The sequence below is a fragment of the Streptomyces sp. NPDC058274 genome, assembly GCF_042881375.1.
Taxonomy (GTDB): Bacteria; Actinomycetota; Actinomycetes; order Streptomycetales; family Streptomycetaceae; genus Streptomyces.
Genome location: NZ_JBHVXW010000004.1, coordinates 429,844 through 456,276, shown reverse-complemented (window position 1 = coordinate 456,276; position 26,433 = coordinate 429,844). Strand labels below are relative to the sequence as shown.

At 72.1% G+C, this 26,433-nt stretch carries 24 protein-coding genes; 9 read left to right on the top strand and 15 right to left on the bottom strand.

Going from position 1 to position 26,433, the window contains the following annotated elements:
- Window positions 1–3: 3 nt before the first annotated feature.
- Window positions 4–549, bottom strand: a complete 546-nt coding sequence (gene purE, locus ACFVYF_RS11880; protein ID WP_389454603.1) for a 5-(carboxyamino)imidazole ribonucleotide mutase — start codon at window positions 547–549, stop codon at window positions 4–6.
- Entirely contained in the window at window positions 546–1,685 is a 1,140-nt protein-coding gene (locus ACFVYF_RS11875) for a 5-(carboxyamino)imidazole ribonucleotide synthase (protein WP_389454600.1), read from the bottom strand. The genes purE and ACFVYF_RS11875 overlap by 4 nt, the downstream gene beginning before the upstream one ends.
- A 233-nt stretch (window positions 1,686–1,918) precedes the next feature.
- Between ACFVYF_RS11875 and ACFVYF_RS11870 the strand changes: the two genes are divergently transcribed.
- Entirely contained in the window at window positions 1,919–2,458 is a 540-nt protein-coding gene (locus ACFVYF_RS11870; protein WP_389454597.1) for a GtrA family protein, read from the top strand.
- A 41-nt stretch (window positions 2,459–2,499) separates the two neighbouring features.
- On the opposite strand, the gene ACFVYF_RS11865 is transcribed toward ACFVYF_RS11870, so the two are convergent.
- Both ACFVYF_RS11865 and ACFVYF_RS11860 read right to left on the bottom strand, forming a co-directional pair.
- Window positions 2,500–3,780 carry an ATP-binding protein gene (locus ACFVYF_RS11865; RefSeq protein WP_389454594.1) on the bottom strand — a complete coding sequence of 427 codons (1,281 nt, stop codon included), beginning with the start codon at window positions 3,778–3,780 and terminating at the stop codon, window positions 2,500–2,502.
- A 32-nt stretch (window positions 3,781–3,812) separates the two neighbouring features.
- Window positions 3,813–4,490 (bottom strand): response regulator transcription factor, encoded by a 678-nt coding sequence (locus ACFVYF_RS11860; protein ID WP_037748267.1) that lies wholly within the window; start codon window positions 4,488–4,490, stop codon window positions 3,813–3,815.
- 723 nt (window positions 4,491–5,213) lie between these two features.
- On the opposite strand from ACFVYF_RS11860, the gene ACFVYF_RS11855 reads away from it, so the two are divergent.
- On the top strand, window positions 5,214–6,710 hold the full coding sequence (locus ACFVYF_RS11855; RefSeq protein WP_389454591.1) for an oligopeptide:H+ symporter: 1,497 nt from the start codon (window positions 5,214–5,216) through the stop codon (window positions 6,708–6,710).
- Between the two features lie 92 nt (window positions 6,711–6,802).
- Here the strand turns inward: ACFVYF_RS11855 and ACFVYF_RS11850 are convergent, their stop codons facing one another.
- The 6 genes from ACFVYF_RS11850 to ACFVYF_RS11825 form a co-directional block, all read right to left on the bottom strand.
- Window positions 6,803–8,077, bottom strand: coding sequence for a hypothetical protein (locus ACFVYF_RS11850; RefSeq protein ID WP_389454739.1), 1,275 nt, complete (start codon window positions 8,075–8,077; stop codon window positions 6,803–6,805).
- A 92-nt stretch (window positions 8,078–8,169) separates the two neighbouring features.
- On the bottom strand, window positions 8,170–9,231 hold the full coding sequence (locus ACFVYF_RS11845; protein WP_389454737.1) for a hypothetical protein: 1,062 nt from the start codon (window positions 9,229–9,231) through the stop codon (window positions 8,170–8,172).
- 26 nt (window positions 9,232–9,257) lie between these two features.
- Entirely contained in the window at window positions 9,258–10,298 is a 1,041-nt protein-coding gene (locus tag ACFVYF_RS11840; protein WP_389454588.1) for a hypothetical protein, read from the bottom strand.
- A 28-nt stretch (window positions 10,299–10,326) separates the two neighbouring features.
- Window positions 10,327–11,010, bottom strand: coding sequence for an LPXTG cell wall anchor domain-containing protein (locus ACFVYF_RS11835; RefSeq protein ID WP_389454585.1), 684 nt, complete (start codon window positions 11,008–11,010; stop codon window positions 10,327–10,329).
- Between the two features lie 242 nt (window positions 11,011–11,252).
- Window positions 11,253–11,765 carry an ATP-binding protein gene (locus ACFVYF_RS11830; RefSeq protein ID WP_389454582.1) on the bottom strand — a complete coding sequence of 171 codons (513 nt, stop codon included), beginning with the start codon at window positions 11,763–11,765 and terminating at the stop codon, window positions 11,253–11,255.
- Window positions 11,766–12,008: 243 nt separating this feature from the next.
- Window positions 12,009–12,386 carry an STAS domain-containing protein gene (locus tag ACFVYF_RS11825; RefSeq protein ID WP_389454579.1) on the bottom strand — a complete coding sequence of 126 codons (378 nt, stop codon included), beginning with the start codon at window positions 12,384–12,386 and terminating at the stop codon, window positions 12,009–12,011.
- Window positions 12,387–12,636: 250 nt separating this feature from the next.
- On the opposite strand from ACFVYF_RS11825, the gene ACFVYF_RS11820 reads away from it, so the two are divergent.
- Together ACFVYF_RS11820 and ACFVYF_RS11815 are read left to right on the top strand one after the other, a co-directional pair.
- Window positions 12,637–13,548 carry an RNA polymerase sigma factor SigF gene (locus ACFVYF_RS11820; protein ID WP_389454735.1) on the top strand — a complete coding sequence of 304 codons (912 nt, stop codon included), beginning with the start codon at window positions 12,637–12,639 and terminating at the stop codon, window positions 13,546–13,548.
- A gap of 596 nt (window positions 13,549–14,144) precedes the next feature.
- On the top strand, window positions 14,145–15,842 hold the full coding sequence (locus ACFVYF_RS11815) for a ricin-type beta-trefoil lectin domain protein (RefSeq protein ID WP_389454733.1): 1,698 nt from the start codon (window positions 14,145–14,147) through the stop codon (window positions 15,840–15,842).
- Window positions 15,843–15,849: 7 nt separating this feature from the next.
- Here ACFVYF_RS11815 and hutI read toward each other — a convergent pair whose 3' ends face one another.
- From hutI to hutU, 4 genes are all read right to left on the bottom strand, one after another.
- Complete coding sequence (gene hutI, locus ACFVYF_RS11810) at window positions 15,850–17,031, bottom strand: imidazolonepropionase (RefSeq protein WP_389454576.1); 1,182 nt, start codon at window positions 17,029–17,031, stop codon at window positions 15,850–15,852.
- 125 nt (window positions 17,032–17,156) lie between these two features.
- Complete coding sequence (locus tag ACFVYF_RS11805; protein ID WP_389454573.1) at window positions 17,157–18,491, bottom strand: formimidoylglutamate deiminase; 1,335 nt, start codon at window positions 18,489–18,491, stop codon at window positions 17,157–17,159.
- Window positions 18,488–19,711 carry an allantoate amidohydrolase gene (locus ACFVYF_RS11800; RefSeq protein ID WP_389454571.1) on the bottom strand — a complete coding sequence of 408 codons (1,224 nt, stop codon included), beginning with the start codon at window positions 19,709–19,711 and terminating at the stop codon, window positions 18,488–18,490. The genes ACFVYF_RS11805 and ACFVYF_RS11800 overlap by 4 nt, the downstream gene beginning before the upstream one ends.
- Entirely contained in the window at window positions 19,708–21,372 is a 1,665-nt protein-coding gene (gene hutU / locus ACFVYF_RS11795; RefSeq protein WP_389454568.1) for a urocanate hydratase, read from the bottom strand. Before hutU ends, ACFVYF_RS11800 begins: the two co-directional genes overlap by 4 nt.
- Window positions 21,373–21,516: 144 nt before the next feature.
- Here hutU and ACFVYF_RS11790 point away from each other — a divergent pair, with 144 nt between their 5' ends.
- The 5 genes from ACFVYF_RS11790 (at window position 21,517) to ACFVYF_RS11770 (ending at window position 25,664) form a co-directional block, all read left to right on the top strand.
- Complete coding sequence (locus ACFVYF_RS11790; RefSeq protein ID WP_389454565.1) at window positions 21,517–22,983, top strand: diaminopimelate decarboxylase; 1,467 nt, start codon at window positions 21,517–21,519, stop codon at window positions 22,981–22,983.
- Between the two features lie 318 nt (window positions 22,984–23,301).
- Entirely contained in the window at window positions 23,302–23,700 is a 399-nt protein-coding gene (locus ACFVYF_RS11785) for a hypothetical protein (protein WP_389454562.1), read from the top strand.
- A gap of 245 nt (window positions 23,701–23,945) precedes the next feature.
- Window positions 23,946–24,686: a transcriptional regulator gene (locus tag ACFVYF_RS11780; protein ID WP_389454560.1), complete on the top strand. Its 741-nt coding sequence runs from the start codon at window positions 23,946–23,948 to the stop codon at window positions 24,684–24,686.
- A 38-nt stretch (window positions 24,687–24,724) separates the two neighbouring features.
- Window positions 24,725–25,273, top strand: a complete 549-nt coding sequence (locus ACFVYF_RS11775) for a roadblock/LC7 domain-containing protein (RefSeq protein ID WP_389454558.1) — start codon at window positions 24,725–24,727, stop codon at window positions 25,271–25,273.
- 16 nt (window positions 25,274–25,289) lie between these two features.
- Window positions 25,290–25,664, top strand: coding sequence for a hypothetical protein (locus ACFVYF_RS11770; protein WP_389454555.1), 375 nt, complete (start codon window positions 25,290–25,292; stop codon window positions 25,662–25,664).
- Window positions 25,665–25,752: 88 nt separating this feature from the next.
- Here the strand turns inward: ACFVYF_RS11770 and ACFVYF_RS11765 are convergent, their stop codons facing one another.
- The gene (locus ACFVYF_RS11765) at window positions 25,753–26,337 is read right to left on the bottom strand and encodes a hypothetical protein (RefSeq protein WP_389454552.1); all 585 of its coding nucleotides are present in this window, start codon (window positions 26,335–26,337) and stop codon (window positions 25,753–25,755) included.
- Between the last annotated feature and the right edge of the window lie 96 nt (window positions 26,338–26,433).

Sequence of the window (26,433 nt, the reverse complement as noted above, 5' to 3'; positions counted from 1 at the left end):
GCGTCACTTCCCGGAACCGAAGCCGAAGCCGCCGGCCGCGCCCTCGACCTTGGTGCGCAGTCGCTTGCCCTTCTCGGTGGCCTGGTCGTTCAGCTCCTGCTGGAACTCCCGGATCCGGGCGAGGAGTTCCTCGTCGTGGACGGCGAGGATACGGGCGGCCAGCAGGCCCGCGTTGCGCGCGCCGCCGACGGAGACGGTCGCGACGGGGACGCCCGCGGGCATCTGCACGATGGACAGCAGCGAGTCCATGCCGTCGAGGTACTTCAGCGGGACCGGCACGCCGATGACCGGCAGCGGGGTGACGGAGGCGAGCATGCCGGGCAGGTGGGCCGCGCCGCCCGCGCCCGCGATGATCGCCTTGAGTCCGCGCTCCGCGGCCTGCTCGCCGTACGCGATCATCTCGCGCGGCATCCGGTGCGCGGAGACCACGTCCACCTCGTAGGGGATCTCGAACTCGTCGAGGGCCTGCGCGGCGGCCTCCATGACGGGCCAGTCGGAGTCGGATCCCATGACGATGCCGACGACGGGCGACTGCGGGGACGTGCTCATTCGGTGATCGTGCCTCTCAGGTAGCCGGCTGCGTGCCGGGCGCGATCGAGGACGTCGTCCAGGTCGTCGCCGTAGGTGTTGACGTGGCCGACCTTGCGGCCGGGCTTCACGTCCTTGCCGTACATGTGGATCTTGAGCTTGGGGTCGCGGGCCATGCAGTGCAGGTACGCGGAGTACATGTCCGGGAAGTCGCCGCCCAGGACGTTCACCATGACCGTCCACGGGGCGCGCGGGCGCGGGTCGCCCAGCGGGAGGTCGAGGACCGCCCGGACGTGGTTGGCGAACTGGGAGGTGATCGCGCCGTCCTGGGTCCAGTGGCCCGAGTTGTGCGGGCGCATCGCCAGTTCGTTGACGAGGATGCGGCCGTCGCGGGTCTCGAAGAGCTCCACGGCCAGGTGACCGACCACGTCGAGTTCCTTGGCGATGCGCAGGGCGAGTTCCTCGGCCTGGAGCGCCAGTGTCTCGGCGATACCGGGCGCGGGCGCGATCACCGTGTCGCAGACGCCGTCGACCTGCTGGGACTCGACGACGGGGTAGGCGACCGCCTGTCCGTGCGGCGAGCGCACGACGTTCGCCGCGAGCTCCCGTACGAAGTCGACCTTCTCCTCGGCGAGGACCGGGACCCCGGCGCGGAAGGGGGCGGCGGCGTCCTCGGCGGAGCGCACGAACCACACGCCCTTGCCGTCGTAGCCGCCGCGGACCGTCTTGAGGATCACGGGGAACCCGTCGCCCTCGGCCGCGAACGCGGCGACGTCGTCGACGTCGCGCACGATCCGGTGCCGCGGGCACGGCACGCCGATCTCGACGAGCTTCGCCCGCATCACGCCCTTGTCCTGGGCGTGCACGAGCGCGTCGGGCCCGGGGCGGACGGGGATGCCGTCCGCCTCCAGGGCACGCAGATGCTCGGTGGGTACGTGTTCGTGATCGAAGGTGATCACGTCGCAGCCCCGTGCGAAGTCACGCAGCGTGTCGAGGTCGCGATAGTCGCCGATGACGACATCACCGACGACCTGCGCAGCGGAATCCTGTGGGGTGTCACTGAGGAGCTTGAACCTGATGCCGAGCGGGATGCCCGCCTCGTGTGTCATACGAGCGAGCTGCCCCCCGCCGACCATGCCGATTACCGGGAACGTCACCCTCCAAGAGTATCGGCCGCGCCACGGCGGCTGGATTCCGTCCCTCCGAGCCGGTCGCCGCAGGCCCCGCGAGCCGCTCCGCGCACCTTCCCCGATCCCCCTTTTTGCGTGCCCCTGAGCCGGTCTTTGCCCGCGTGTCCCCCTGTACACGGGCGCCGCGCAGGGCCGCTGGTTAGCATGGCTGGGTTGACGTATCCGACTGATGCATCCGACCGACGGGGGCTGGCGACACGATGGGCAGTGGTTCCACGGAGCTGCGCGACCGGCCCCGCAGCGCGGTACGCGAGCGATTCGACCTGCTCGTACGGGAGGTCGCGAAGTTCGGGGCCGTGGGTGCCCTGGGCACCGTGGTGAACTTCGGAGTCTCCAATCTGCTGTGGCACACCACGAGCCTGCAGGCCGTGCGTGCCAACGTGATCGCGACCGTCGTCGCCATCGCCTGCAACTACGTGGGCTTCCGGTACTTCACCTACCGCGACCGCGACAAGAGCGCCCGGACGAAGGAGCTCACGCTGTTCCTGGCGTTCAGCTTCGTGGGCCTGATCATCGAGAACGGCGTGCTGTACGCGGCGATCTACGGCTTCGGCTGGGACAGCCCGGTGCAGCGCAATGTCTTCAAGGTGCTCGGCATCGGCATCGCGACCCTGTTCCGGTTCTGGTCGTACCGCTCGTGGGTGTTCCGCGCGCTGCCGGCCCGGGAGACCGTGGCCAGTGCGGAATCGTTCCTCGACACGGAGCCGGAGCGGCCGCGGCCGACCCACCGGGTGAGCTGAGGACGTCCCGTCCACCAACGGAACGGCGGCGGGGCCGGGGTCTAGCGGACCGTCGGCTCCTCCTCCTGGCTCGCTGACGGCTTCTTCAGCGGCGTACGGGACAGGAAGAGCCCGAAGACCGGGGGCTGGGCCTGGAGCATCTCCAGGCGGCCGCCGTCGGCCTCGGCGAGGTCGCGGGCGACGGCCAGCCCGATGCCCGTCGAGTTGCGGCCGCTGATGGTGCGCTCGAAGATCCGCGCGCCCAGGTCGGCCGGGACGCCGGGGCCCTCGTCCGTGACCTCGACGACGGCCTGGTTGCCGGTGACGCGGGTGCGCAGGGCGACGGTGCCCCCGCCGTGCATCAGGGAGTTCTCGATGAGGGCCGCGAGGACCTGGGCGACCGCGCCCGGGGTGCCGACCGCCCGCAGGTGCTGCTTCCCGGAGCTGACGATGGCGCGGCCCACACCGCGGTAGGCGGGGCGCCACTCGGCGAGCTGCTGCTGGATGACCTCGTCGAGGTCGAAGGAGACGGCGGAGCCGGTCCGCGGGTCGCGGGCGTTGGTGAGCAGCCGCTCGACGACGTCCGTGAGCCGCTCGACCTGCGTCAGCGCGATCGTCGCCTCCTCCTTCACCGTGTCCGGGTCGTCGGTGAGGGTGATCTCCTCCAGCCGCATGGAGAGGGCTGTCAGCGGCGTACGGAGCTGGTGGGAGGCGTCGGCGGCGAGGCGGCGCTCGGCGGTGAGCATGCGCGCGATCCGCTCGGCGCTGCTGTCCAGCACGTCCGCGACCCGGTCCAGCTCCGGGACGCCGTAGCGCTTGTGGCGGGGGCGGGGGTCGCCGGAGCCGAGCCGTTCCGCGGTTTCCGCGAGGTCGGTCAGCGGCGAGGCGAGACGGTTGGCCTGCCGTACGGCGAGGAGGACGGCGGCGATCACGGCGAGCAGCGCGACCGCGGCGATGATCAGGAGCGTACGGCCGACCTCGCGGGTGACCGACGAGCGCGGCTCCTCGACGAGGACCGTCTCGCCCTGCTCACCCCTGGCCGACTTGGAGCGGATGACGTCGCCGGTCGGCTCGGTGCCGACCTCGATCGCCGCCCTGCCGGGGATCCTGATCACGGCGTACCGGTCGTCCGCGACCTGGTCCTTGAGGATCTCCGGGCTGATCCGCTCGTCCCCGAGGATGCGGCTGTCGACGATGCTGGCGAGCCGCTGCGCCTCGGAGTCCACGCGCTCCTGCGCGCTGGTGCTGATCGTGCGGGTCTCGACGATGACGAGGGACACACCGAAGACGGCGATCACCACGAGCACGACGGCGAGCGTGGACTGGATGAGTCGGCGGCGCATGTCTCGTTACCTGTGGGGGCGGCGGAGGGGGTTCAGCTCTTCTCGAAGCGGAAGCCCACTCCTCGTACCGTCGCGATGTAGCGGGGGTTCGCCGCGTCGTCGCCCAGCTTCTTGCGCAGCCAGGAGATGTGCATGTCGAGGGTCTTGGTGGACGACCACCAGGTGGTGTCCCAGACCTCGCGCATCAGCTGGTCGCGGGTGACGACCCGGCCCGCGTCCCGTACGAGGACGCGCAGCAGGTCGAACTCCTTTGCCGTGAGCTGGAGTTCCTCGTCGCCCATCCACGCGCGGTGCGACTCGACGTCGATCCGCACGCCGTGCGTGGCGGGCGGCTGCTGCGGCTCCGCGGCGCCGCGCCGGAGCAGGGCCCGGACGCGGGCGAGCAGTTCGGCGAGCCGGAACGGCTTGGTGACGTAGTCGTCGGCGCCCGCGTCCAGGCCGACGACGGTGTCCACCTCGTCGGCGCGCGCGGTCAGGATGAGGATGGGGACGGTGTGGCCTTCGGCGCGCAGCCGCCTGGCCACCTCCAGGCCGTCCATGCCGGGCAGGCCCAGGTCCAGGACGCACAGGTCGATGCCGCCCTGGATGCCGGCGTCGAGCGCGGTCGGTCCGTCCTCGCGCACCTCCACCTCGTACCCCTCCCGGCGCAGGGCGCGGGCCAGCGGCTCCGAGATGGACGCATCGTCCTCGGCGAGCAGTACACGGGTCATGAGGTGATGGTAGTCCGCCTGGGACAAGAGCTGTTGCCTGATCGGCGCGCATGATTCTTACCTTCGGCGGGAGCCGGGCCGCCGCGCTCCCGCCGGGGCCGCCTGGCGCGGCGACCGCGGTACGACCGCACCCCGCTCCGTGCACATGCCGTGTCGCCGCCGTGGATGTGTCGTGCGGCAGTCGCCGTGGAGGGCACGGGTGGCGCCGGCGGCCGCGGCGAGGCCGCATGGTGGAGGGGGTACGGCTCCACTGTGGACGCGCAGGGACCCGTCGGGCCTGCGGCTGTGGGATGCGATCCTGATAAGCACCTTCGAATGGGTGTACGCGGTTCCATTCTCACCTGTGATCCATGTCTCAAGTCCTTCCATATGCGGCATTGCCATGTCGTATGGTGACCAGACGCCTGTAGCACCACACGGGGACCTTTGGCGCCAGTTCGATGCTGAAGGTCTCTTTTGTGTGCGGGCTGGTGTTCGCCAGCCTTGAAAGGAATGACCTGTGGCCGGGCCCCGAGCGCGCCGATGCGTGAAGGGGCGTGGATCCCGGTGGTCGCCGTCCGCCGCTTCGTGACCCGGAGTGGACTCCCCGTGGGCGTGGGGTGGACGGAGAAACCCCGCCGGTGCCGGCCGCCCCCACCGGGCGCGCATGCTCCCCCAGACTCTCGGCCCCGCCCGAGCCCGGGGACCCCCAGGGCAGCCCGCCCCGACCAGCAAGGAACGACCATGGCGTCCAGCCTGACGAAGGACTCGGTCACTCCGGGCACCCCCGGTTCCGAGAAGTCCTTCTTCGGCCACCCCCGCGGACTGGCCACTCTCTTCATGACCGAGATGTGGGAGCGTTTCTCCTACTACGGCATGAGGGCACTGCTCCCGCTGTACCTCGTCGCTCCGGGTGGCCTGCACCTCAGTGCGGCGACCGCGACCGCGATCTACTCGGTCTACCTGTCCCTGGTGTACCTGCTCGCCCTGCCGGGCGGCTGGGTCGCGGACCGCATCCTCGGCCCCCGCAAGACGGTCGCCGTCGCGGGCCTCGTCATCATGCTGGGCCACCTCACGCTGGCCCTGCCGTCCTCCGGCACCTTCTACGGCGGCCTCGGTCTGGTCGCGATCGGTTCCGGTCTGCTGAAGGCCAACATCTCGACGATGGTCGGCCACCTCTACAACGGCCCGGACGACCCGCGCCGCGACGGTGGCTTCACGCTCTTCTACATCGGCATCAACCTCGGTGCCTTCGTCGCCCCGCTGGTCATCGGCACCGTCGGTGAGAACGTCAACTGGCACCTCGGCTTCGCCCTCGCCGCACTCGGCATGGCGCTGGGTCTGGCCCAGTTCCTGCTCGGCGGCCGTCACCTCAGCGCACGCTCCAGCGTCGTCCCGACGCCGCTGTCCGCCGAGGAGAAGACCGCCACGCTGCGCAAGTCCGCGCTGTGGGCGGGCGTCGCGATCGTGTTCTACGCGATCGTCGGCTTCTCCGGCCACTACACGCTGAACTGGCTGCTGGTCCCGATCACGCTCGCCGGTCTGATCATCCCGATCATGGTGATCGCGCGGATCAAGCGGGACAAGGAACTGGACCGCGTCGAGCAGTCGAAGATGTCGGCGTACATCTGGTTCTTCGTGGCCGCGGCCGTGTTCTGGATGATCTACGACCAGGGCGGTTCGACCCTGTCGCTGTTCGCCGAGGGGTCGGCGGAGAACAGTGTCTTCGGCTGGACGTTCCCGGTCTCCTGGTACCAGTCGGTCAACCCGGTCATGATCATGGCCCTGGCGCCGGTGTTCGCGTGGCTGTGGCTGTCGCTGAACCGGCGCGGCAAGGAGCCGAGCACGGCCGTGAAGTTCGCTTCGGGTCTGATCCTCGTCGGCGCCTCGTTCTTCCTCTTCCTCGCCCCGCTGACGATCGCCGAGGGCGGTCACAAGGCGGCCGCGATGTGGCTGGTCGCGATCTACTTCGTGCAGACCGTCGGTGAGCTGACCGTGTCCCCGGTCGGCCTGTCGCTGACGACGAAGATGGCGCCCGCGAAGTACGCCTCGCAGATGATGGGTGTCTGGTTCCTGGCCGTCACCGCCGGTGACGCCACCACCAGCCTGCTCTCCATCGCCGGGGTCGACCTGAACAAGACGGGCATCGTCACCCTGGAGGCCACGCTCGCCGCGGTCGCCGGTGTCGCGGTGTGGATGTACCGCAAGAAGGTCAAGCAGCTGATGGGCGACGTCCGCTGACGCACCCACGGCCCGGACCGTGAACGGAGGGCCGCCGCACCGGATCGGTGCGGCGGCCCTCCGGCGTTCGCGGGGCCGGCCGGCCCGTCGCCTCAGCGCATACGCCGGCTCGGCAGGAACGTGAAGATCGCTCCGCCGAGGAGGACGACCGTGCCCGCGACCAGGCCCAGGGCCTTGAGGGCGCTGTGGCTCTCGGCGCCCGTCTCGGCGAGGCCGCCGCTGGACGACGTACCGCCGGAGGTGGTGGAGCCGCCGCCCGAGGAGCCGCCGCCCGATGCGCCACTGGCCTGTTCCGTGGTGTCGAGGGTCAGGGAGACCTCGGCCTTCTCCGGGGTGCAGGTGGTCGTCGTCCCCAGGGCCTGCACCGTCAGGACACCCGGCGAGAGGGTGGACTCACCGTTGGCGCCCGGCTTGTAGGTGCCGGTCAGGTCCGGGATCTCGATCGGGTCGCCCGACTTGATCGCCTTGGCGTTGGTGGGCCCCTCGACATGGACCGTGCCCTTGTCCGCGCCGCCCAGGGCGACCTCCATCGAGGGCTTCACCGAGTCCGCGGGGATGTCGGCCGGGCTGTCCATCACGGACTTCTTGAACTCGACGGTGAGGTCGAAACTCCCGCCGTTCTTCCTGGCGTTGATCTGCACGGGAGACGTGGCGTTCTTGTCGCCGATGGGCGTCTTGCAGGCGTAGGCCACGGAGACCTCCTTGCCGGTGAAGTCCGTCTGGCCACCGCCGCCGGTGGAGCCGCCCGTGTCACTCCCCCCGGAGCCGCTCGCACTGGCCGTCGGCGACGGCGAGCCCGTCGGCACGGTCGGGCTCACCGTGGGCGTGCCGCCCGTCCCGCCGCCCGAACTCGCCCCGCCCGCGGTCACCTTGATGGTCGCCGCGGACTTCACCGTCTCCTTCGGGGAGCACTTCGTGTCGGTCGACAGCGGCTTGCTGACGTTGACGTTGTACGCGTCCGGTGTCAGCGTCACCTCGCCCGCCGTCGTCAGCTTGAGCTTGCCGGTCATGTCGGACAGCTTCATGTCGCTGTTCTTGGGGATCGGCGGGTTGGTGCGCGGCCCCTCCATCGCGATGTCGGCCGTCTGCGCGCCGGCCGCCTTGAGGGTGCCGGTCGGTTTGACCGTGTCCTTCTCCAGGTCGAGGATGTCCGGATTCTTGGAGGCACCCTGGACGAACTTCCACGTGATCGTCACCTCGTCGCCGACCTTCGCCTCGGCCTGCGCCGTGATCTCCACCTTCGAGGTGCCCTGGACCGGGGGCAGACCCGAGATCGCGGGCGGAATGCACTCGGTCGCGTACGACACCTCGGCGGCCTGGGCCGGCGCCGCGGCCACTCCCAGCAGGATGCCCGCGCCGGCGAGCATCAGCGCGGCCCCGGCCGCGCCCGTTCGCCGGCCCCCCGCACCGCTTCCCGCCGCTCTCCGGCCGCCCGCCGGCAGAACTCTCCGTTGCGTGCTCACGTGTTTCCCTTCGTCGTGGGGCTGTTCTCTTGCGGTGCGGAGAGCTGACCGGCCGCCGGGGTGCCCGGATCGCTGTCCGGGGTGAACCACGGCAGAGTCGGAGTCGTGGACGTCCGGGCCCGCGCGGACGGGGCCGGGGACGAGGTCGCGGGGGTGATCGACTTGGGCAGTCGTACGGTCAGTTCGGGCAGCCGCAGCCCGCGGTGCCGGCCGCCGCGCCCCGGCCTGCGCGGCCGTACCCGCTCCACCAGGGCCATGCCGATCCGGAACACGGCCGCCGGCACGACGACGCACAGCAGCAGCCAGAAGAGGGTGACGCCCCAGGGGCGGCCGACGCCCCACGGCTGCTCGGCGAGCACCTTCCCGCCGTACTTCAGGGAGACCGAGTAGTCGCCGTGCGCCCCGGCGGAGAGCTCCACCGGCAGGCTGATCCGCGCCTTCTTGCCGGGCGCGATCGTGCCGCGCCACTGCTGCTCCTCCCACTGCGGGGCGAACACGCCGTGGGCGGTGCCGACCTGGAAGACCGGGTTCTTGATCGCGGACGTGCCGGTGTTGCCGACGGTGAAGGCGAAGCTGCGCGAGGGCGGTGCGCCGAACCAGGTCAGCAGGCCGCTCGAGCCGTTGAGCCGGGTGTCCGTCAGCACGGAGAGCCGCCCGCCGGTCTCCTCCGGCGGCAGCGGCTCGACCGAGTGGCCGGCGACCATGAAGATGGCGTCCGCCGCCGCCTTCTCGCCGGTGACCGTGGCGACGTGCACCACGCACGGGCACGGCCTGGGCGGTTCGGCGACGGGCAGCTTCTTGCTGAAGGTGCCCTTCGCGTCCGTGGTGACGGCCCGGCCGTCCGCGTTGGCGCAGGAGTTGGTGCCACCGATCACGCCCCTGCTGGGCACGGACTGGCCGCAGATCAGCATCATCAGCAGCCGCTTCGAGCCCCAGCCGCTGCCGGTCACGGTGATCGAACCGCCGGTGCCCGCCTGGGACTTGGACAGTTTCACGCCGGGCTTGTCCGCCGCCGCCGCGGGTGCGGCGGACAGGGGCAGCAGGACGATGGCGAGCATCGCAACCCACGCCGGAATCCGCGACTTCACTGAAATCCACCTCGCAGGGACGTCTCGGGCACGCCGTTCGGCCTGCTTCTTTGGCCGGGGGTCCGGGGGTTGTCCCCCGGGAGAGCGCGGCACGTCGCCGCTCCCGTCAACTCGACTTCCGTACGCGGCTGTTCGGAGGGTTCACCGACAGGCGCGGGACGCCTGCGCCGTCGTACGGCGAACAGGGCGGCGAGGGCCACGAGGCCGGCGCCGGCTCCCGCCAGGGGTGCCCGGGGCACGAAGCGCGCCGACGCGGACGCCGTGTCGCGTGCCCCGCCCGCCGCCGTCACGGTCAGCCGTACGTCGACCGAGTCCAGCGCCGGGGTGTCGGGCCACGGTTCGCGCAGCGTGATCCGGCGGCCCGGCAGCAGTTCCACGGGGAGGGTGCGCGGGGCACGGTCCAGGACGGTGCCGAAGACGCCGCCCGCGTGGACCGTGAGCCGCGGCACGAGGACGGTGTTGCCGCGGTTGACCAGCTCGTAGGAGATGCGGCCGCCGGACACCGTGACGTGTTCGACGGTGAGCGCGGACAGCGTCGGGCCGCCGACCCGCAGCTGGACGCGGACCGCCGAGGACCGGCCGCCGCCGCTCGCCAGGATCGCGCCGGGATGGTCCCCGGGCACCGCGCCCGCCGGGACGCTCATGGTGAAGGGGACGTCGGCGCGGGTGTGCGCGGGGACTCGCACCGAGACCGTCCTCACCGGCACCCGGCGTTTGCCCTCGGTCCCGGCGAAGCCGATCCACGCGCCGGTGTCCGTCGCCCGCTCGCGGACGGTGAAGCCGCCGCCGGCCGTGTTGTCGGCGTCGGCGCCCCGCAGCCGGACGGTGAGCGGCTGCGCGCCCGGGTTCAGCACGGACACCGTGTCCTGCAGCACGGTGCCCGGCTCGCCCTCCGCGTAGACGTACGGCCGGCCGTCCGCGCCGGACGCGGCCGGCACGGCGGACCAGCTCTCGCCCGCCGCGGCCGGCGGCGCGGCGGCCGCCAGCGTCAGGGCGGCGAGACAGAGGACACGGGCGCAGGCGGGGGCGTACGGCATCGGCGGCTCCTGGTCGGCGTACGAGACGTCAGCGGCGTACCGCCTGATGCCTGCGCGTCAGCCACAGCGCGCCGGCCGCACCCGCGAGCAGCACCGTGCCGCCGAGCGTGCCGAGGGCGATCGCCGAGTCCTCGGGGCCGGTCTGCGGCAGCTCGCCGGAGCCGGAACCGGTCTGTGCCTGGTCGCTGGGAGCCGAACCGCCGCCCGCGGCCGTGACGTCGAGGGTCAGCGAGGGCTTGGGGCTGTTCCCGGGGGTGCACGTCGTGGTCGTGCCGAGCGCCTTGATGGTGAGCACGCCCGCGGTGAAGGTGACCTTGCCGCTCTTCCCGGGCGTGTACGTGCCCGTCAAGTCACTGATTTTGATGGGGGTGTTGGCGGGGATGGCGGCCGCGTTGGCCGGACCCTTCACCGCCACCGTGCCGCTTTCCGCGCCGCCCAGCTTGATGACGGCGCTGGGGTTCATGGCGCCCTTGCCGAGCTCGACCGGGCTGGAGGAGACGCCCTTCTGGAAGGACATGGTGAGCTGGTAGCCGCTGCCGCTCTTGACGCCCTTGATGTCGATGGGCGAGACGGCGCTCTTGTCCCCGATCGGCGTCTTGCACTGGTAGTTGACGTCCACCACGTCGGCCTGGGCGGCGGGGGCGGCCATCAGCACCGCCGAGCCGGCCAGGGCCGCGGCGAACGCGAGCGCGGCGGTTCGTTTCTGGTACATCCGGTACGACACCTCGAGTCCCCTCGTCGCCGAAATTTCTGACGGCACATCAGATTGGGCGCTCAAAGTACGCCCGGGGACTTGGAGAGGGAAGACAAAGTGCGCGCCGGATCTGAGGAGATCCGACGCGCACGAGGCGACGCTTCAAGGGGGATTCGAACCGCGGGTAACACCCTGCCGGTGCCTGGCGGACGCCCGTCGCCGCCGTCCGCGCCGTCGCTGCCGGGCGGACGGCCGGCGCGTCAGGCAGGTGCCCCCAGCTCGGCCCAGACGGTCTTGCCCGCGACGTCCTGGGTCCGTACGACTCCCCAGTCCAGGCACAGCCGCTGCACGATGAACATCCCGTGCCCGCCGGGCCGCCCGGCGCGATGCGGAGTGCGCGGGGCCGGCTGGCCGGTGCCGCGGTCGGAGACCTCGATCCGCAGCACCTTGTTGTCGCAGGCGATCCGCAGCTCGTGCGGGCCCCCCGCGTGCAGACAGGCGTTGGTGACGAGTTCGGACACGACCAGCAGGACGTCCTCTGCGGCGGCCCGCCGATCGGCGGAGTCGGCCGGGAGCCAGCCCCAAGCATAGAGCGCCTGACGGGCGAAGTCCCGGGCGAGCGGGACGACTCCACTGTCGTCGTCAAAGGTCAGCCTGCGGGCGTGGCGGCCTGTCGAGGGCACGGCCGCACCCGCTTCGGACGCCCCGGAAGCGCCGCCTGCGCCCGGCTCCGGGCCGCGGTCGCCCGGCGAGTAAGGCCGGGTGGTGCTCATCAGCGCTTCACCTCACCGATTCACCAGTTCATGATTCAAGACTCGGTCTCAGTACGTTTCGATCAACGGCGCGACCGCCCCGCGGGCTGCCGACATACGTGGTGCCAACATATTCAGGATGTCTCCTGCCCGACCGATCCGTCCGAACACCCACTTGTTCGGCACGGAACCTGTGACGCGGAGAACGCGACCGTCACACAGGGGCATCCGGGGCCCATCTTTGACGCAGAAGGGCTGGTCAAGCTAGTCCGCCTGGTCGGCCAGGGCGGCGTCCAGCGTCTCGTGGACGGTGAAGACCGCCTCCGCCCCGGTGATCTCGAAGACCCTCGCGACCACCGGCAGCATGCCTGCCAGGTGCACCCCGCCCCCGGCGGCCTCGGCCTTCAGTCGCGCACCGAGCAGCACATTGAGGCCGGTGGAGTCGCAGAACTCCAGGCGTGAGCAGTCCACCACCAGGCGTGCGAAGCCCTTGGCGAGGCACTCCTCGAGCGGCTCGCGCAGCAGATCGGCGGTGTGGTGATCCAACTCACCTGCCGGCGTCACGACGGCGCTCGTGCCCTCTTCTCGCACTTCGACAAGAAGCCGGCCCGACTGTGCGCTGCCGACCGTCCCGCGGTCCATGCCGTCTCTCTCCCGACCGTCGTGGCTGTTGCTTGATGCACTCGAACATTACGCCTTCCCCACGCACCCCGACACCCGAACAACCACCCCAAAATGGACATTTCGCAATGAAACGCACTTGCGGCGGTGTTGCGAAACCGGGTAGGGCTAGTAGGGACACCTAATCGACACGGCCGGCTTTGGAGGCGCCGCACACCGCAGTGCACGTATAGGCATCGGCGGCCATATGCCGAGAACGATGGAGGACATCATGTCACCCCGGCTCGACGAATCGCATACCCAGAGGGCGACGTCGACACCCCCTCCGGTCAGTCCGGAGAGCGGGCCCCTGTCCGAGTCTCCTGTGGAGTGCGACGGGCTCGCCGGCCTTCCGGAGATCCCTCCGTACGAGAAGGTGGGGCCGGTTGATGCACGGGCCCTGTCCAAGACACTCTTCGAGCGGCTGGAGTCCCTCGAGGAAGGCACGTACGAATACTCGTACGTCCGCAACACCCTCGTCGAACTCAACCTCGCCCTGGTCAAGTTCGCCGCCTCCCGGTTCCGCTCCCGCAGTGAGCCGATGGAGGACATCATCCAGGTCGGCACCATCGGTCTGATCAAGGCCATCGACCGTTTCGAACTGAGTCGGGGAGTCGAGTTCCCGACCTTCGCGATGCCAACCATCATGGGTGAGATCAAGCGCTTCTTCCGCGACACCTCGTGGTCGGTACGCGTCCCGCGCCGGCTTCAGGAACTCCGCCTCGACCTGGCCAAGGCGGGCGACGAACTCGCCCAGCAGCTCGACCGCGCTCCGACGGTGGGAGAGCTGGCGGAGCGCCTGGGCATCACCAAGGACGAGGTCGTCGAAGGCATGGCCGCCTCGAACGCCTACACCGCCAGTTCGCTGGACGCCCAGCCCGAGGAGGACGACTCCGAGGGCGCGCTCGCGGACCGCATCGGTTACGAGGACCACGGGCTCGAAGGCATCGAGTACGTCGAGTCGTTGAAGCCGCTGATCGCCGAACTCCCGTCCCGGGACCGGCAGATCCTGTCCCTGCGCTTCGTCGCCGGCCTGACCCAGTCCGAGATCGGCGAGGAGCTCGGCATCTCCCAGATGCACGTCTCCCGGCTGCTGTCGCGGACGCTGGTACGGCTGCGGAAGGGTCTGACCGTCGAGGAGTGACGGGTTGGGCCCTGGTCCCCCGGACCGCTGCCCGCCGAGGCCGCCGAAGTCGTCGAGACCGTCGAAGTCGCCGAGACCGTCGTCACCCAAGCCGTCGATCGCGTCCGGTGCCCGCTGTTGGGGCGCCGGACGCGTGGCGTTTTCGGGGGCTTCGGCCGGGGAGTCCCATGCGGGTGTGCGGGCGCCGGACGCGGCGGTGTGCCGGGCCTCGGCCGGGGAGCCCCGGGCCGCTGTTCGGGCGCCGGACACCTCGGTGTTCCGGGCCTCGGCCGGAGAGTCCCCTGCCGTTGCGCGGGCGCCGGACGCGGCGGCGTACGCGGCAGCGTTCGAGCCCTCGTCCGGCGAATCCGGCCGGTATGAGCGCCCGTGCCGGAGCCGGTCGACTGTGGGACTAGTCACAGCTTTGCATCGGGCGCGGTTACCCGTGGAAACCCCTTTTCTCGCAGGGAGCCCTCCACCACCATGGGCACCCCCATACCCACCGGTACGCACAGGCTCCGGCGGGGAGTTGGACAGGGTGCGAGGAGGCGGACATGGCTCGGGCCGGCCGGACCGACGACGACGAGGCCGATGCCGGGGGCGGGAGCGGGAGCGGGATGCACACCGCGGCGTCCGACGCACGGCTCACCGAGCTGCTGCGGGCGGACACCTCGACGGCGTATCCGGCGCTGCGCGAGCTCCGCGTCCGGCACCGGTCCGCCGTCCTCGCCCATGCCCGGCTGTACACCGTGGACGAGCCCGCGGCGCGGCAGCTGACCGCGCAGGCGTTCGCGCTCGCGGCCCGTGACGCGGCGCGCGGGATCGACCCGCGCGGGCCGTGGCGCCACCAGCTCCTGCTGCTGACGGGCCGCGCGGCCGTGTCCTGGGCGGCGGACGAGCGGGCCACCCGGCTCGACCCGGGACTGTGCGCCCGGCTCCGTGAGTCGGGTCACCCGGGACCGACGGGCCTGCGCCGGTTCGGTGCGGCGGCGGATCCGGCCGGCTTCGACGACCTGGACGACCTGGACGACCTCGACGGTCCCCCCGGCTTCGGCCCTCCGCAGCGCGCCCTGCTGCCCGCCGCCGCGCACCACGCCGGCGACCCCTTCGGCTCCTACGGCATCGACGGCAGCGGCGGCCCCGACGTCCTGGTCCCACCGATGCTGGACGCCTTCCACGCGCTGCCGGCCCGCGTCCAGGGCCTGGTCTGGTACGCCGTCGTGGACGAGGAACCGGACGACAGGACCGCCGGCTTCCTCGGGTTCACCCGCGCGGACGTGACGTACGGGAAGGAGCCGGCTCTCCAGGCGCTGCGCCACTCCTGCCTGAAGACCCGCCTCGCCCGTTCCGGGGACCCGCGCTGCCAGGACTTCCGGCGGCTGATCGAGCAGGCGGTCCGCCCGGAGAGCCCCCGCCGCAGCGCCGACCTGGACGCCCACATGGCGCGCTGCGCGCACTGCGGCGAGGCCTACGAGGAGCAGGCCGCCCTGCGCAGCACCCCGCGCACCGCGCTGGCGGAGGGCCTGCTGCCCTGGGCCGGTGCGGCGTACGTCATGGACGCCCGGGCGGGCCGGCGATCCGCCGCCGGCGCGGTGGCCGGCTGGGCCCGGTGGCCCTCGCGCCGCTACGCGCTGGCCTCAGCCGCACTCGGCGTCGCCCTGGCCCCGCTGCTGGCGTACCTGCTGTTCTCGGGTGGACCGGAGCCGGCCCGTACGGCCAGTGCCGTGAGTACGCCCCTGCCGCTGCCGGCGGTGACGGTCACCGCCACCGTGTCCACGACCCCCTCGCCCGAGCACACGGCCAAGTCCCCGAAGCCCACGAGGACTTCGACGCCCTCGAAGACGGCGCGCCCCACTCCCCCGAAGCCGAAACCGAAGCCGAAGCCGAAGCCCACCCGCACCCCGCCGCACCCCCCGAACGGCACCTACGCCCAGGTGGTCAACGTGGACTCGGGCCTGTGCCTGGACATCCGCGACGGCGTGCTGGACCTGGGCACCGACGTCATCACCGTCCGCTGCACCTCGTCCCGCACCCAGCGCTGGCGCGTCGACACCCGCCGCGGAGTCCTCCAGTCCGCGGCCGACCCCGACTACTGCCTCGACAGCCGCGGCTCCACGGACCGGGGCGTCGGGATCTGGGAGTGCCAGGCCGTGTACAGCTCTAACGGCAGGAACCTGATGTTCCAGGTGGACGACCGCGGGCTGATCCGCCCGGCCATCGCCCCGGACCACGCGGTCACCCCGTACGGCGACAGCCTGTTCCTGACCCAGGCGTGGGACCGCGACAACCAGCGGTGGCAGGCGGGACGCGCGTGACGCGGGCTCACGTCCCGGGCTGCCGCACCCCCCGCCGCCACACGTCCGCGACCAGCGGGACTCCGGGCCGGTAGGCCAGGTGTACGTGGCTCGGCGCGTCGAGGAGTGCCAGGTCCGCGTAGGCGCCGGGGACGAGGCGGCCGACGTCGTCCCGGCGCAGGGCCGCGGCGCCGCCGGCCGTGGCCGACCAGAGAGCCTCGTCCGGTGTCATCCCCATGTCGCGGACGGCGAGGGCGATGCAGAAGGGGACCGAGGACGTGAAGGACGAGCCCGGGTTGCAGTCGGTGGACAGGGCGACCGTCGCGCCCGCGTCCAGGAGGCGGCGGGCGTCCGGCCACTCGGCGCGGGTGGAGAACTCGGCCCCCGGGAGGAGCGTGGCGACCGTGCTGCCCTGGGCGAGGGCGTCGACGTCCGCGTCCGTGAGGTGTGTGCAGTGGTCGGCGCTCGCCGCGTCCAGCTCGACGGCGAGCTGCACGCCCGGTCCGTACGACAGCTGGTTGGCGTGGATGCGCGGGTGCAGGCCCTTGGCCCTGCCCGCCGTGAGGATCGCGCGGGCCTGATCGCCGTCGAAGGCGCCCTTCTCGCAGAACACGTCGATCCAACGGGCGTGCGGCGCGCAGGCGTCGAGCATCTCGCCGGTGACGAGGGCCACGTACGCGGCGGGGTCGTCGGCGAAGTCGGGCGAGACGATGTGCGCGCCCAGGTAGGTCACCTCGTCGGTGTGGCGGGCGGCGATGCGCAGGGCGCGGGCCTCGTCCTCGACGGTCAGGCCGTAGCCGGACTTGGTCTCGAAGGTCGTCGTGCCCTGGCGGAGCGCCTCGCGCAGATAGCGGGTGAGGTTGCGCTCCAGGTCCTCGTCGCTCGCGGCCCGGGTCGCCGCGACCGTCGTACGGATGCCGCCCGCCGTGTAACCGCGGCCGGACATCCGGGCGTTGAACTCCTCGGTGCGGTCGCCCGCGAAGACGAGGTGCGAGTGGGAGTCCACGAAGCCCGGGATCACCGCCCGGCCCTCGGCGTCGACCCGGTTGTCAGTGGCGGGTGCTTTGCTTGATTCACCGATCCACGCGACCCGGTCGCCGTCGATGACGACGGCCGCGTCGTGGATCAGACCGAGGGGGGAATTGTCACCGAGGGAGGGGTCGTTGGTGACCAGACTGGCGATGTTGGTGATGGCGGTCGTGCTGCTCATGGCATCCTCGCGGGCCTTGTCGGCTCTGTTGGGGCGGTCGGCTGTGACGGGGCTGCGGGTTCTGTCGGGTCCGACGGCTCGTCCGGCTGCCCGGGCGTCGGCGGGAGCGCGGCGGGGTGCCTGGATCAGGCGCGCAAGGCTTCGACGGCGTCCGCCAGCGCCGTCGCCACATCCGGTACGAGGGTGTGCGCACCATCTCGCACGACCTGCCGGCCGGCCACGACGGTATGCCGCACATCGGCCGCGGTCGCCGCGAATACGGCTGTCTCGGCGCCGAGTCGCGGCACTGGCCCCGCGGTTCTGACCGAGTCGAGCGCGATCGTCGTGAAGTCGGCGAGCGCGCCGGGCTCCAGGGTGCCCGCGTCGTCCCAGCCGAGGGCCGCGTGGCCGTCCGCCGAGGCGGCGCGCAGCAGGGCGGCGGCCGTCCAGTGGCCGCGGGTGCGGGAGCGCAGCCGCTCGTTCAGCTCCATCGCGCGGGCCTCTTCGAGGAGGTCGATCACGGCGTGGCTGTCGGAGCCGAGTGACAGGGGCGAGCCGGCCTGCTGCAGGGCGACGGCGGGTCCGATGCCGTCGGCCAGGTCCCGTTCGGTCGTCGGGCACATGCAGGTGCCGGTCCCGGAGCCGCCGAGCAGGGCGATGTCCTCGTCCGTGAGGTGCGTGTTGTGGACGCCGGTCGTGCGCGGGCCGAGGACTCCGTGGTCGGCGAGCAGCCGGGTGGGGGTGCGGCCGTGCGCGGCCCGGCAGGCGTCGTTCTCCGCGGTCTGCTCGGACAGATGCACATGGAGCGGTGCCCGCCGTTCCTCGGCCCACCGCGCCACCGTCGCCAACTGCTCGGCGGGCACGGCCCGTACGGAGTGAATGGCCGCCCCGATCCGTGCGTGATCCCGCTCCTTGAGAACTGCACAGCGTTCCGCCCAGGCCTCCGCCGACCCGTCGGAGAACCGCAGCTGGTGGCGGTTCGGGGGCTGCCCGAAGCCGGCCGAGACATAGGCGGTGTCGAGGAGGGTGATCCGGATCCCGGCCTCGCCCGCCGCGGCGATCAGAGCCTCGCCCATGGCGTTGGGGTCGGCGTAGGGGGTGCCGCCGGGCGCGTGGTGGACGTAGTGGAACTCACCGACGGCCGTGACGCCGGCGAGCGCCATCTCGGCGTACACCGCGCGGGCCAGCGCGTGATAGGTGTCCGGCGTCAGCTGGTCCGCGAAGGAGTACATGACCTCGCGCCAGGTCCAGAAGGTGCCGGAGCCGACCTGGACGGTCCCGCGCAGGGCCCGGTGGAAGGCGTGCGAGTGGGCGTTCGCCAGACCGGGCAGGGTGAGGCCGCGGAGGATCTCGGCGCCGGGCGGCGGCCCGTCGGTCCCGGTGGCGATGGTGGTGATGCGTCCGTCCGCGACCTCCAGGACGACCCCCGGCTCGACATGGGTGTCGAGCCAGGCGTGCTCCAGCCAGTACGTCTGCGTCACCTGCAGGCCAGCCCTTCCAGTACGTCGGCGAGCGCGGTCACCCCGGCCTCGCAGTCGTCCTCGGCCGCGTGTTCGGCCGGGGAGTGCGAGACACCGGTGGGGTTGCGCACGAACAGCATGGCGGTCGGGATCCTCCCGGAGAGGATTCCGGCGTCGTGTCCCGCGCCGGTGCCCAGGACGGGGACGTTCAGCCCCGCGTTCCGGTCCTTGCCCAGGATGCGGGCGAGCTCGTCCCGCAGGGCGTGCTCGAACTCGACGACGGGGGTGAACGACTCGCGGACGACGTCGAGCTCGACGCCGTGCGCGTCCGCGTACTCACGGGCCGCCTTCTCGATGCCGGTGACGACCGTGTCGAGCGTCGGCTGGTCGGCGGCGCGGGAGTCGAGCCAGCCGCGGACCAGGGAGGGGATGGCGTTCACGCCGTTCGGCTCGACGGCGATCTTGCCGAAGGTGGCGACGGCACCGGCGAGCTGGGCCTCGCGACGGGCCGCCAGGACCGTCTCCGCGTACGACAGCATCGGGTCGCGGCGGTCCACGAGCCGGGTCGTGCCCGCGTGGTTGGCCTCGCCCCGGAAATCGAAGCGCCAGCGGCCGTGCGGCCAGATGGCGCTGGCGATGCCGACGCGGTCGCCGCTCAGGTCCAGCGCGCGGCCCTGCTCGACGTGCAGTTCGACGAACGCGCCGATGCGGTCGAGCCGCTCGGGGTCCGGGCCGATGGCGTCCGGGTCGTATCCGGCCTGTTCCATCGCCCGCGGCAGCGTGACGCCGTCCGCGTCCGTGAGGCGGTGCGCCTGCTCCACGGTGAGCTCGCCCGCGGTGAGCCGCGATCCGACACAGGCGAGCCCGAAGCGGGCGCCCTCCTCGTCACCGAAGTTGACGAGGGCGAGGGGGCGGGTGAACTCGGCTCCGCGGGCGCGCAGTTCGTCGAGCGCGGCGAACGAGGACACGACACCGAGGGGCCCGTCGAAGGCCCCGCCGTCGGGCACGGAGTCCAGATGCGACCCGGTGACGACGGTGTCACCCGCGGTGGGGTCGCCGAGCCAGGCCCACTGGTTGCCGTTCCGGTCCAGCTCGTAGGTCAGCCCGCGCGCCTCGGCCTGCGTCCTGAACCACGCCCGGCAGTCGGCGTCGGCCCCGGTCCAGGCGAACCGGCGGTACCCGCCGGAGGCAGAACTGCGGCCGATCGGCAGCAGCTCCGCCCACATGCTGTGGAAGGTCACGCGTCGTCACCTTCGCGCATCGGGATGCGGACACCGCGCTCGTCGGCGACGGTCTCGGCGATGTCGTAGCCGGCGTCGACGTGCCGGATGACGCCCATGCCGGGGTCGTTGGTGAGGACGCGGCGGATCTTCTCACCGGCGAGCTTCGTGCCGTCCGCGACGGAGACCTGGCCCGCGTGGATCGAGCGGCCCATGCCGACGCCGCCGCCGTGGTGGATGGAGACCCAGGAGGCACCGGACGCCACATTGACCATGGCGTTGAGCAGCGGCCAGTCGGCGATCGCGTCGGAGCCGTCGAGCATGGCCTCGGTCTCGCGGTACGGGGAGGCGACCGAGCCGCAGTCGAGGTGGTCACGGCCGATCGCGAGGGGGGCGGCGAGTTCGCCGGAGGCGACCATGTCGTTGAAGCGCTCGCCGGCCTTGTCGCGCTCGCCGTAGCCGAGCCAGCAGATGCGGGCGGGCAGGCCCTGGAAGTGGACGCGCTCGCCGGCCAGCTTGATCCAGCGGTGCAGGGACTCGTTCTCCGGGAAGAGGTCGAGGATCGCCTTGTCGGTCTTGTGGATGTCGGAGGCCTCGCCGGACAGGGCGGCCCAGCGGAAGGGACCCTTGCCCTCGGAGAAGAGGGGCCGGATATAGGCGGGGACGAAGCCGGGGAAGGCGAACGCGCGCTCGTACCCTGCGAGTTGGGCCTCACCGCGGATCGAGTTGCCGTAGTCGAAGACCTCGGCGCCGGCGTCCATGAAGCCGACCATGGCCTCGACGTGCTTCGCCATGGACTCACGGGCGCGGGTGGTGAAGCCCGCCGGGTCCTTGGCGGCCGCGTCGGCCATGTCGTCGAAGTCGACGCCGACGGGGAGGTAGGCGAGCGGGTCGTGGGCCGAGGTCTGGTCGGTCACGATGTCGATGGGGGCGCCCTCGGCGAGCATCCGCGGCAGCAGTTCGGCCGCGTTGCCGAGGAGGCCGATGGAGAGCGGCCTGCGCTGGTCGCGGGCCTCGACGGCGAGCTGGAGGGCGTGCTCCAGGGAGTCGGCCCTCACGTCGAGATAGCGGTGCTCGATACGGCGCTCGATGGCGCGCGGGTCGACGTCGATACAGATCGCGACGCCGTCGTTCATCGTCACCGCGAGCGGCTGGGCGCCGCCCATGCCGCCGAGTCCGGCGGTGAGCGTGATCGTGCCGGCCAGCGTGCCGTTGAACTTCTTGGCGGCGACGGCGGAGAAGGTCTCGTACGTGCCCTGGAGGATGCCCTGGGTGCCGATGTAGATCCAGGAACCGGCGGTCATCTGGCCGTACATGGTGAGGCCGAGGGCCTCCAGGCGGCGGAACTCCTCCCAGTTCGCCCAGTCGCCGACCAGGTTGGAGTTGGCGATGAGGACGCGCGGGGCCCACTCGTGGGTCTGCATGACGCCGACGGGCCGGCCGGACTGGACGAGCATCGTCTCGTCCTGCTTCAGGGTCCGCAGCGTGCGGACCATGGCGTCGAAGGAGCGCCAGTCACGCGCGGCCTTGCCGGTGCCGCCGTAGACGACGAGCTTGTCGGGGTGCTCGGCGACCTCGGGGTCGAGATTGTTCTGCAGCATCCGCAGGGCGGCTTCCTGCTGCCATCCCAGGGCGCTCAGTTCCGTACCGCGCGGCGCTCGGACGGGGCGGGGTCCTGACATGGTCTGCCTCCTGGCGGACTGCCGCACGCGGGCTGCGGCATGCGGATAGTTGCAGTGGTTATTCACATCCTGGACTCCTGAATAGAGCTAGTCAATACGTTCGTACGTCAGCGAGGGCGCGCCGCGGGTGTTTGGCTGGGATGTATGGGCGCGGACACGGACACGACGGGGGATTCGGTGGGCAACGGGGTGGAAAGGACCGCGGCGTCTTCGGGGACGCCTTCGGGGACGCCTTCGGGGACGTCTGCGGGGACGTCTTCAGCGGGCGGGGGCGAGCGGGGCGGCGACCGGATCACTCGGCGCGACGACGCCGTACGGGCCGCCGTGGAGCAGGGGCTGCTCGGGACGGCTGCCCCCATCGTGGCGCTTCTCGACGTGCCCGGCATCCGGGCCTCGGCGGCCGCGCTGCGGACCGCCTTCGAGGCGGTGGCCGCGCCGGGCACACCGGTGCTGCACGCCTTCGCGGTGAAGGCGACCCCGCTCGTGCCGGTGCTGCGGCTGCTGCGCGAGCAGGGCATCGGCGCCGAGGTGGCGAGCCCCGGCGAGCTGGCCCTGGCCCGGGCCGCCGGCATCCCGCCGGCCCGGACGGTCCTCGACTCGCCCGCCAAGACCCCGGCCGAGCTGCGCGAGGCGCTGGCGCTGAACATCGCCGTCAACGCGGACAATCCGCAGGAGCTGGCCCGCATCGACGGCCTGGTGCGCTCGGCCGCCACCCGCTCCCCCCTCGGGATACGGGTGAACCCGCAGGTCGGCGGCGGTTCCATCGAGGCACTGTCCACGGCGACGGCGACCTCCAAGTTCGGGGTCGCACTGCGGGACGAGGGAGCCCGTGAGTGGATCGTCCAGGCGTATCTGGACCGGCCCTGGCTGACCCGGCTGCACGCGCACTCCGGCTCGCAGGGCATGCCCCTCTCCCTGCTGGCGCAAGGCGTGGCGGAGACGTACGCGCTCGCCGAGGAGATCAACGGGCGGATCGGCCGACGGCAGATCGACACCCTCGACATCGGCGGCGGACTCCCGGTCAACTTCGGCTCCGAGGCCACGGCGCCGACCTACGCGCAGTACGCACGTCTGCTCGCCGAGGCCGTGCCGGGACTCTTCGACGGGCGGTACGGGCTGGTGACCGAGTTCGGCCGCTCCCTGCTCGCCAAGCACGGGACGGTGCTCGCCCGGGTCGAGTACACGAAGAGCGCCGGGGGCCGCTCCATCGCGGTCACCCACGCCGGTGTGCAGATCGCGGCCCGCACGGTGTACGCGCCGGCCGCCTGGCCGCTGCGGATCGCCGCGTACGACGCGAAGGGGCGCCCCAAGCCGGGTCCCGACGTCGTGCAGGACGTCGCGGGTCCCGCCTGTTTCGCGGGGGACCTCCTCGCCGAGGGCCGCGCGCTCCCGCTGCTCGAACAGGGCGACCACGCGGCGGTGCTGGACACGGGCGCGTACTACTTCGCCCACCACTACGCGTACAACTCCCTGGCCCGTCCCGGGATCTACGGCTTCGCTCCGGACGGCGAGGGCGGGGTGCGATTCGCGGTCGTGAGGAAACCGCAGACCCTCGATGAGATCGTGGCGGAGTCGGGCGGGGACCATGCGGCGGGGCTTACGGGGCTGTAGCGGGGCCCCTGCCGGGGCGCCGGGGGCGCGACTTCGGCGCGGTCCTCGCGCCCGTGCCCGGACCCGTGCCGCACCCGGACCGTGCCGCACCCGCACCCGCACCCGCACCCGCACCCGCACAGCCTGGTCGGAGGCCTGCTCGGAGGCCTGACCAGAGGCCCGTTCGGGCATGGTCAACTTGCCGGTAATTGAGGGCAGTTGACCCACCTTAGTCAGTCCGGGCATGTTCCACTGGAAAATGCCGGAACCCTCACCCCTCGCGCACACGTTGCGTAGCCTCTGCGTCACTCAGCCGAACCCGAGGCGGGAGGGGACAGGGTGCCCGGAATCGACGAGTGCCTGCTGGAAGCCATGAGGCTGCCCGGTGCGCGGGGCGCGGCGGTGGTCGACTGGACCAGCGGGCTGGCGCTGGGCACGGTCGGGGACGCCCCGGGCGGAGACCACGAGACAACCGCGGCGGAGGCCGCGGAGCTGGCCCGGCTCGCCGCGGAGCACCACGCCTTCGCACCGGCCGACGGCTCCGACTGGTCCGAGCGGGAACCACCGGTCGAGGACCTGATCATCAGCAACCGCGACAGCTATCACGTCCTCCGGTTCGTGCGGACGACGTTCGACAGCAGCGTCTTCCTGCATGTGTGGCTGGGCCGCGCGGACGGGAATCTCGCGCTGGCCCGCATCAGACTCGGGGAGCTGGCCGGACGGCTGGTGCTGGGATGAGCACGGTCAGAACGCCTCCCCCGCCCGCCCCCGTGCGGGACGACTCGCGGGACACGGCAGCTCAGGACAAGCCGACCGGAACCGGTACGGGCACCCCCACCGGAACCGGTACGGGCACCCCCACCGGAACCGGTACGGGCACTCCCACCGGAACCAGTGCGGGCACTCCGACCAGAACCGATGCGGGCACTCCCACCGGAACCAGGGCGGGCGCTCCGACCGGAACCCGTGCGGCCGTCTCGCCCATGCTCAGTCGGCTCGCCGCCGAGCGGGCCACCGGCGTGCTGATGCGCGAGCGCGGCACGCTCTACCTCTGTGACGGTGAGGTGGTGCACGCCGAGAGCCCGGCGACCCCCGGCCTCGACGTCCTGCTCACCGTCCGCGGGGCCCTGCACGCCGAGGTCTGGCGGCAGGCGGTCGCCGAGGCCGGAGCGCGCCGCCGGGTCGGGCGGTTCCTGGTCGACAGCGGCCGGATCGCCGAGGGCGCGCTGGAGCTGTGCCATCTCGGGGCGCTGTACGACGCGGCGTACTTCGTGCTCGGCCCGAGCAGTTCCCCGGCTCGCTTCCGTTACGGAGCGGCGCACTGGCTCGGCTCCGTCCGCCCGGTCCCGGTGGCCGCGCTGGAGCGCGAGACGCTGCGCCGCCGGGAGCTGCTGCACCGCATCTGGCCCGACCCGGCGACCGACACCGCCCCACTGGTCCGCTCCCGCGGGCTCGCAGAACCGGCGCTCACCCCGCGCCAGAAGGCCGTACTGGACCGGGTGGACGGCGACCGCACCGCGGCGGAGATCTCACTCGCCCTGGGCCGGCCCGCCTTCCACACCCTGGTCGACCTGCGCAGACTGGCCGCCGCCGGGATCATCACGGCGCCGCACGCGTCGGCGCAGGCTCCCGAGCCCGTCGTGGCCGCCCTGCTCACCGGCACGACCGACGACCCCGATGTCGCCCTGCTGCGCCGGCTCAGAGACGCCCTGGAGGCCCTGTGATCCGCGCGCTCCGACAGCGTGCCGAAAGGAGACTGCTGATGGCGGCGGAGACCGAAGTACTCGAAGAACTGCACCGGTTGAGAGCCCGGGTACCCCAGGTGACCGGTGCGCTCGCGGCCAGTGCCGACGGACTGGTGCTGGCCCACGACACCCCCGGAGTGGAGCCGGAGGGCGTCGCCGCGCTCACCGCGGCCGCGCTGGGTGTCGCCCTGCGGATGACGGACGCCACCGGGCAGGGCGACTTCCGCGAGCTGCTCGTGCGCGGGGTGTACGGCTATGTCGCGACGTACGCGGCCGGCGGCTCGGCCGTGCTGACCCTGCTGGCCCAGGACCGGGTCAACGTCGGCCGGCTCCACCTGGAGGGACGCCGGGCCGGGACCCGGATCGGTGAGCTCGTGGACGCCGCGACGGCACGCGGCGAACCGGCGGGGCCGGCCCGGGCCGCCGCGAAGCCGGCCGCCCGGAGCACCGGCGCACGGACCAGGACCCCGCGCACCGCACCGGCCGCCCGCACCCCGCAGACCCCCGCGACCAAGACCCCTACCGGAACCCCTACCGGCAAAGCCCCTACCACCACGGAAAGTTGAAGGGAAAGAGATCATCATGACCAACACCGAAACGGCGTTGAAAGAGGCACTGGCCTCCATCGAGGGCGCGACCGGAGCCGCGCTCGTCGACTACACCAGCGGAATGGCGCTCGGCACGATCGGCGGCAGCAAGGGCTTCGACCTCACGGTCGCCGCGGCCGGCAACACCGATGTCGTACGCGCCAAGCTGCGCACGATGGAACACCTCGGCCTGAAGGCCGAGATCGAGGACATTCTGATCACCTTGAGCGACCAGTACCACCTGATCCGGCTGATGAAGGGGCGCGGCGGCAACGGCCTCTTCCTGTACCTGGTCCTCGACTCCAAGCGGGCCAACCTGGCGATGGCCCGGCATCAGCTGAAGCGGATCGAGGCGGACCTGGAGGTGTAGGGCGTACCCGAGGGTGCGTCGCGGGCCGCGGGAGGCATCGCGCCGCGGTGCGAGCCTCCCGCGGCCGGGAAGACCGGTGGCGCGGACCCTAGACGAGGGCGTCCGTGCGCCGGCGGGAGCCGCCCGGTGCCGCGTCGCCCGCGGCGATGCCGGTGGAGCGGTACGCCTTGACCGGCTTGCCCGCCGGGGCGCCGGCGCGTCGGCCGAGCCAGTCCACGCGCACCCACAGCAGGGCCTGGCCGGCGCGCTCGCGGCGACCGAGCCAGGCGGCCTTCAGCCACAGGCCCACGGCGGCGCCGGCCAGCAGCAGACCGCCCGCCGCGGGCACCGCGAACGAGCTGCCGAGCGCGGCGGCGAAGGCGAGCAGCAGCCACCAGCGGTGCCCCCGGCGCCAGTTGCGTACGGACACGGCACGGTCCTGGAGCACATCGTGCTTGCCCGCGCGGGCCGCGGAACGGGCCAGCGACCCATACCGCTTCCTGCGCGTGTACGTCACGACGGCCGCCGCGACGATGAACAGCGCGGCTCCGGCCATGACCCCGATCCGGCGCCCCGTCACTCCTGGCGGCAGTACGCCGATGCCCGCCGCGAACACTCCGCACCACCACAGCGGTGCCGCCCCGGCCCTCACGACGACCGCCACCCGAGCCAGTCCCTGCCCTCCGCGCACCACGTCCGCCTCCCGTCTCCGCCTGTTCCGGCGGGCAGATTAGCGAGGGAAGGTGAAACGAATCTGAGAATCCGCGGCCGCCCGACGACTCCGGGCACC

Excerpts from the sequence above, each read along its gene's own strand:
- ACFVYF_RS11865 (WP_389454594.1), bottom strand. The coding sequence starts at position 3,780 with ATGCGCCGCCGACTCATCCAGTCCACGCTCGCCGTCGTGCTCGTGGTG.
- ACFVYF_RS11820 (WP_389454735.1), top strand. The coding sequence starts at position 12,637 with ATGTCACCCCGGCTCGACGAATCGCATACCCAGAGGGCGACGTCGACA.
- ACFVYF_RS11855 (WP_389454591.1), top strand. The coding sequence starts at position 5,214 with ATGGCGTCCAGCCTGACGAAGGACTCGGTCACTCCGGGCACCCCCGGT.
- ACFVYF_RS11870 (WP_389454597.1), top strand. The coding sequence starts at position 1,919 with ATGGGCAGTGGTTCCACGGAGCTGCGCGACCGGCCCCGCAGCGCGGTA.
- ACFVYF_RS11815 (WP_389454733.1), top strand. The coding sequence starts at position 14,145 with ATGCACACCGCGGCGTCCGACGCACGGCTCACCGAGCTGCTGCGGGCG.
- ACFVYF_RS11780 (WP_389454560.1), top strand. The coding sequence starts at position 23,946 with ATGCTCAGTCGGCTCGCCGCCGAGCGGGCCACCGGCGTGCTGATGCGC.
- hutU (WP_389454568.1), bottom strand. The coding sequence starts at position 21,372 with ATGTCAGGACCCCGCCCCGTCCGAGCGCCGCGCGGTACGGAACTGAGC.
- ACFVYF_RS11830 (WP_389454582.1), bottom strand. The coding sequence starts at position 11,765 with ATGAGCACCACCCGGCCTTACTCGCCGGGCGACCGCGGCCCGGAGCCG.
- ACFVYF_RS11860 (WP_037748267.1), bottom strand. The coding sequence starts at position 4,490 with ATGACCCGTGTACTGCTCGCCGAGGACGATGCGTCCATCTCGGAGCCG.
- ACFVYF_RS11775 (WP_389454558.1), top strand. The coding sequence starts at position 24,725 with ATGGCGGCGGAGACCGAAGTACTCGAAGAACTGCACCGGTTGAGAGCC.
- ACFVYF_RS11840 (WP_389454588.1), bottom strand. The coding sequence starts at position 10,298 with ATGCCGTACGCCCCCGCCTGCGCCCGTGTCCTCTGTCTCGCCGCCCTG.
- ACFVYF_RS11825 (WP_389454579.1), bottom strand. The coding sequence starts at position 12,386 with ATGGACCGCGGGACGGTCGGCAGCGCACAGTCGGGCCGGCTTCTTGTC.
- hutI (WP_389454576.1), bottom strand. The coding sequence starts at position 17,031 with ATGAGCAGCACGACCGCCATCACCAACATCGCCAGTCTGGTCACCAAC.
- purE (WP_389454603.1), bottom strand. The coding sequence starts at position 549 with ATGAGCACGTCCCCGCAGTCGCCCGTCGTCGGCATCGTCATGGGATCC.
- ACFVYF_RS11845 (WP_389454737.1), bottom strand. The coding sequence starts at position 9,231 with ATGCTCGCCATCGTCCTGCTGCCCCTGTCCGCCGCACCCGCGGCGGCG.
- ACFVYF_RS11770 (WP_389454555.1), top strand. The coding sequence starts at position 25,290 with ATGACCAACACCGAAACGGCGTTGAAAGAGGCACTGGCCTCCATCGAG.
- ACFVYF_RS11835 (WP_389454585.1), bottom strand. The coding sequence starts at position 11,010 with ATGTACCAGAAACGAACCGCCGCGCTCGCGTTCGCCGCGGCCCTGGCC.
- ACFVYF_RS11790 (WP_389454565.1), top strand. The coding sequence starts at position 21,517 with ATGGGCGCGGACACGGACACGACGGGGGATTCGGTGGGCAACGGGGTG.
- ACFVYF_RS11850 (WP_389454739.1), bottom strand. The coding sequence starts at position 8,077 with ATGCTCGCCGGCGCGGGCATCCTGCTGGGAGTGGCCGCGGCGCCGGCC.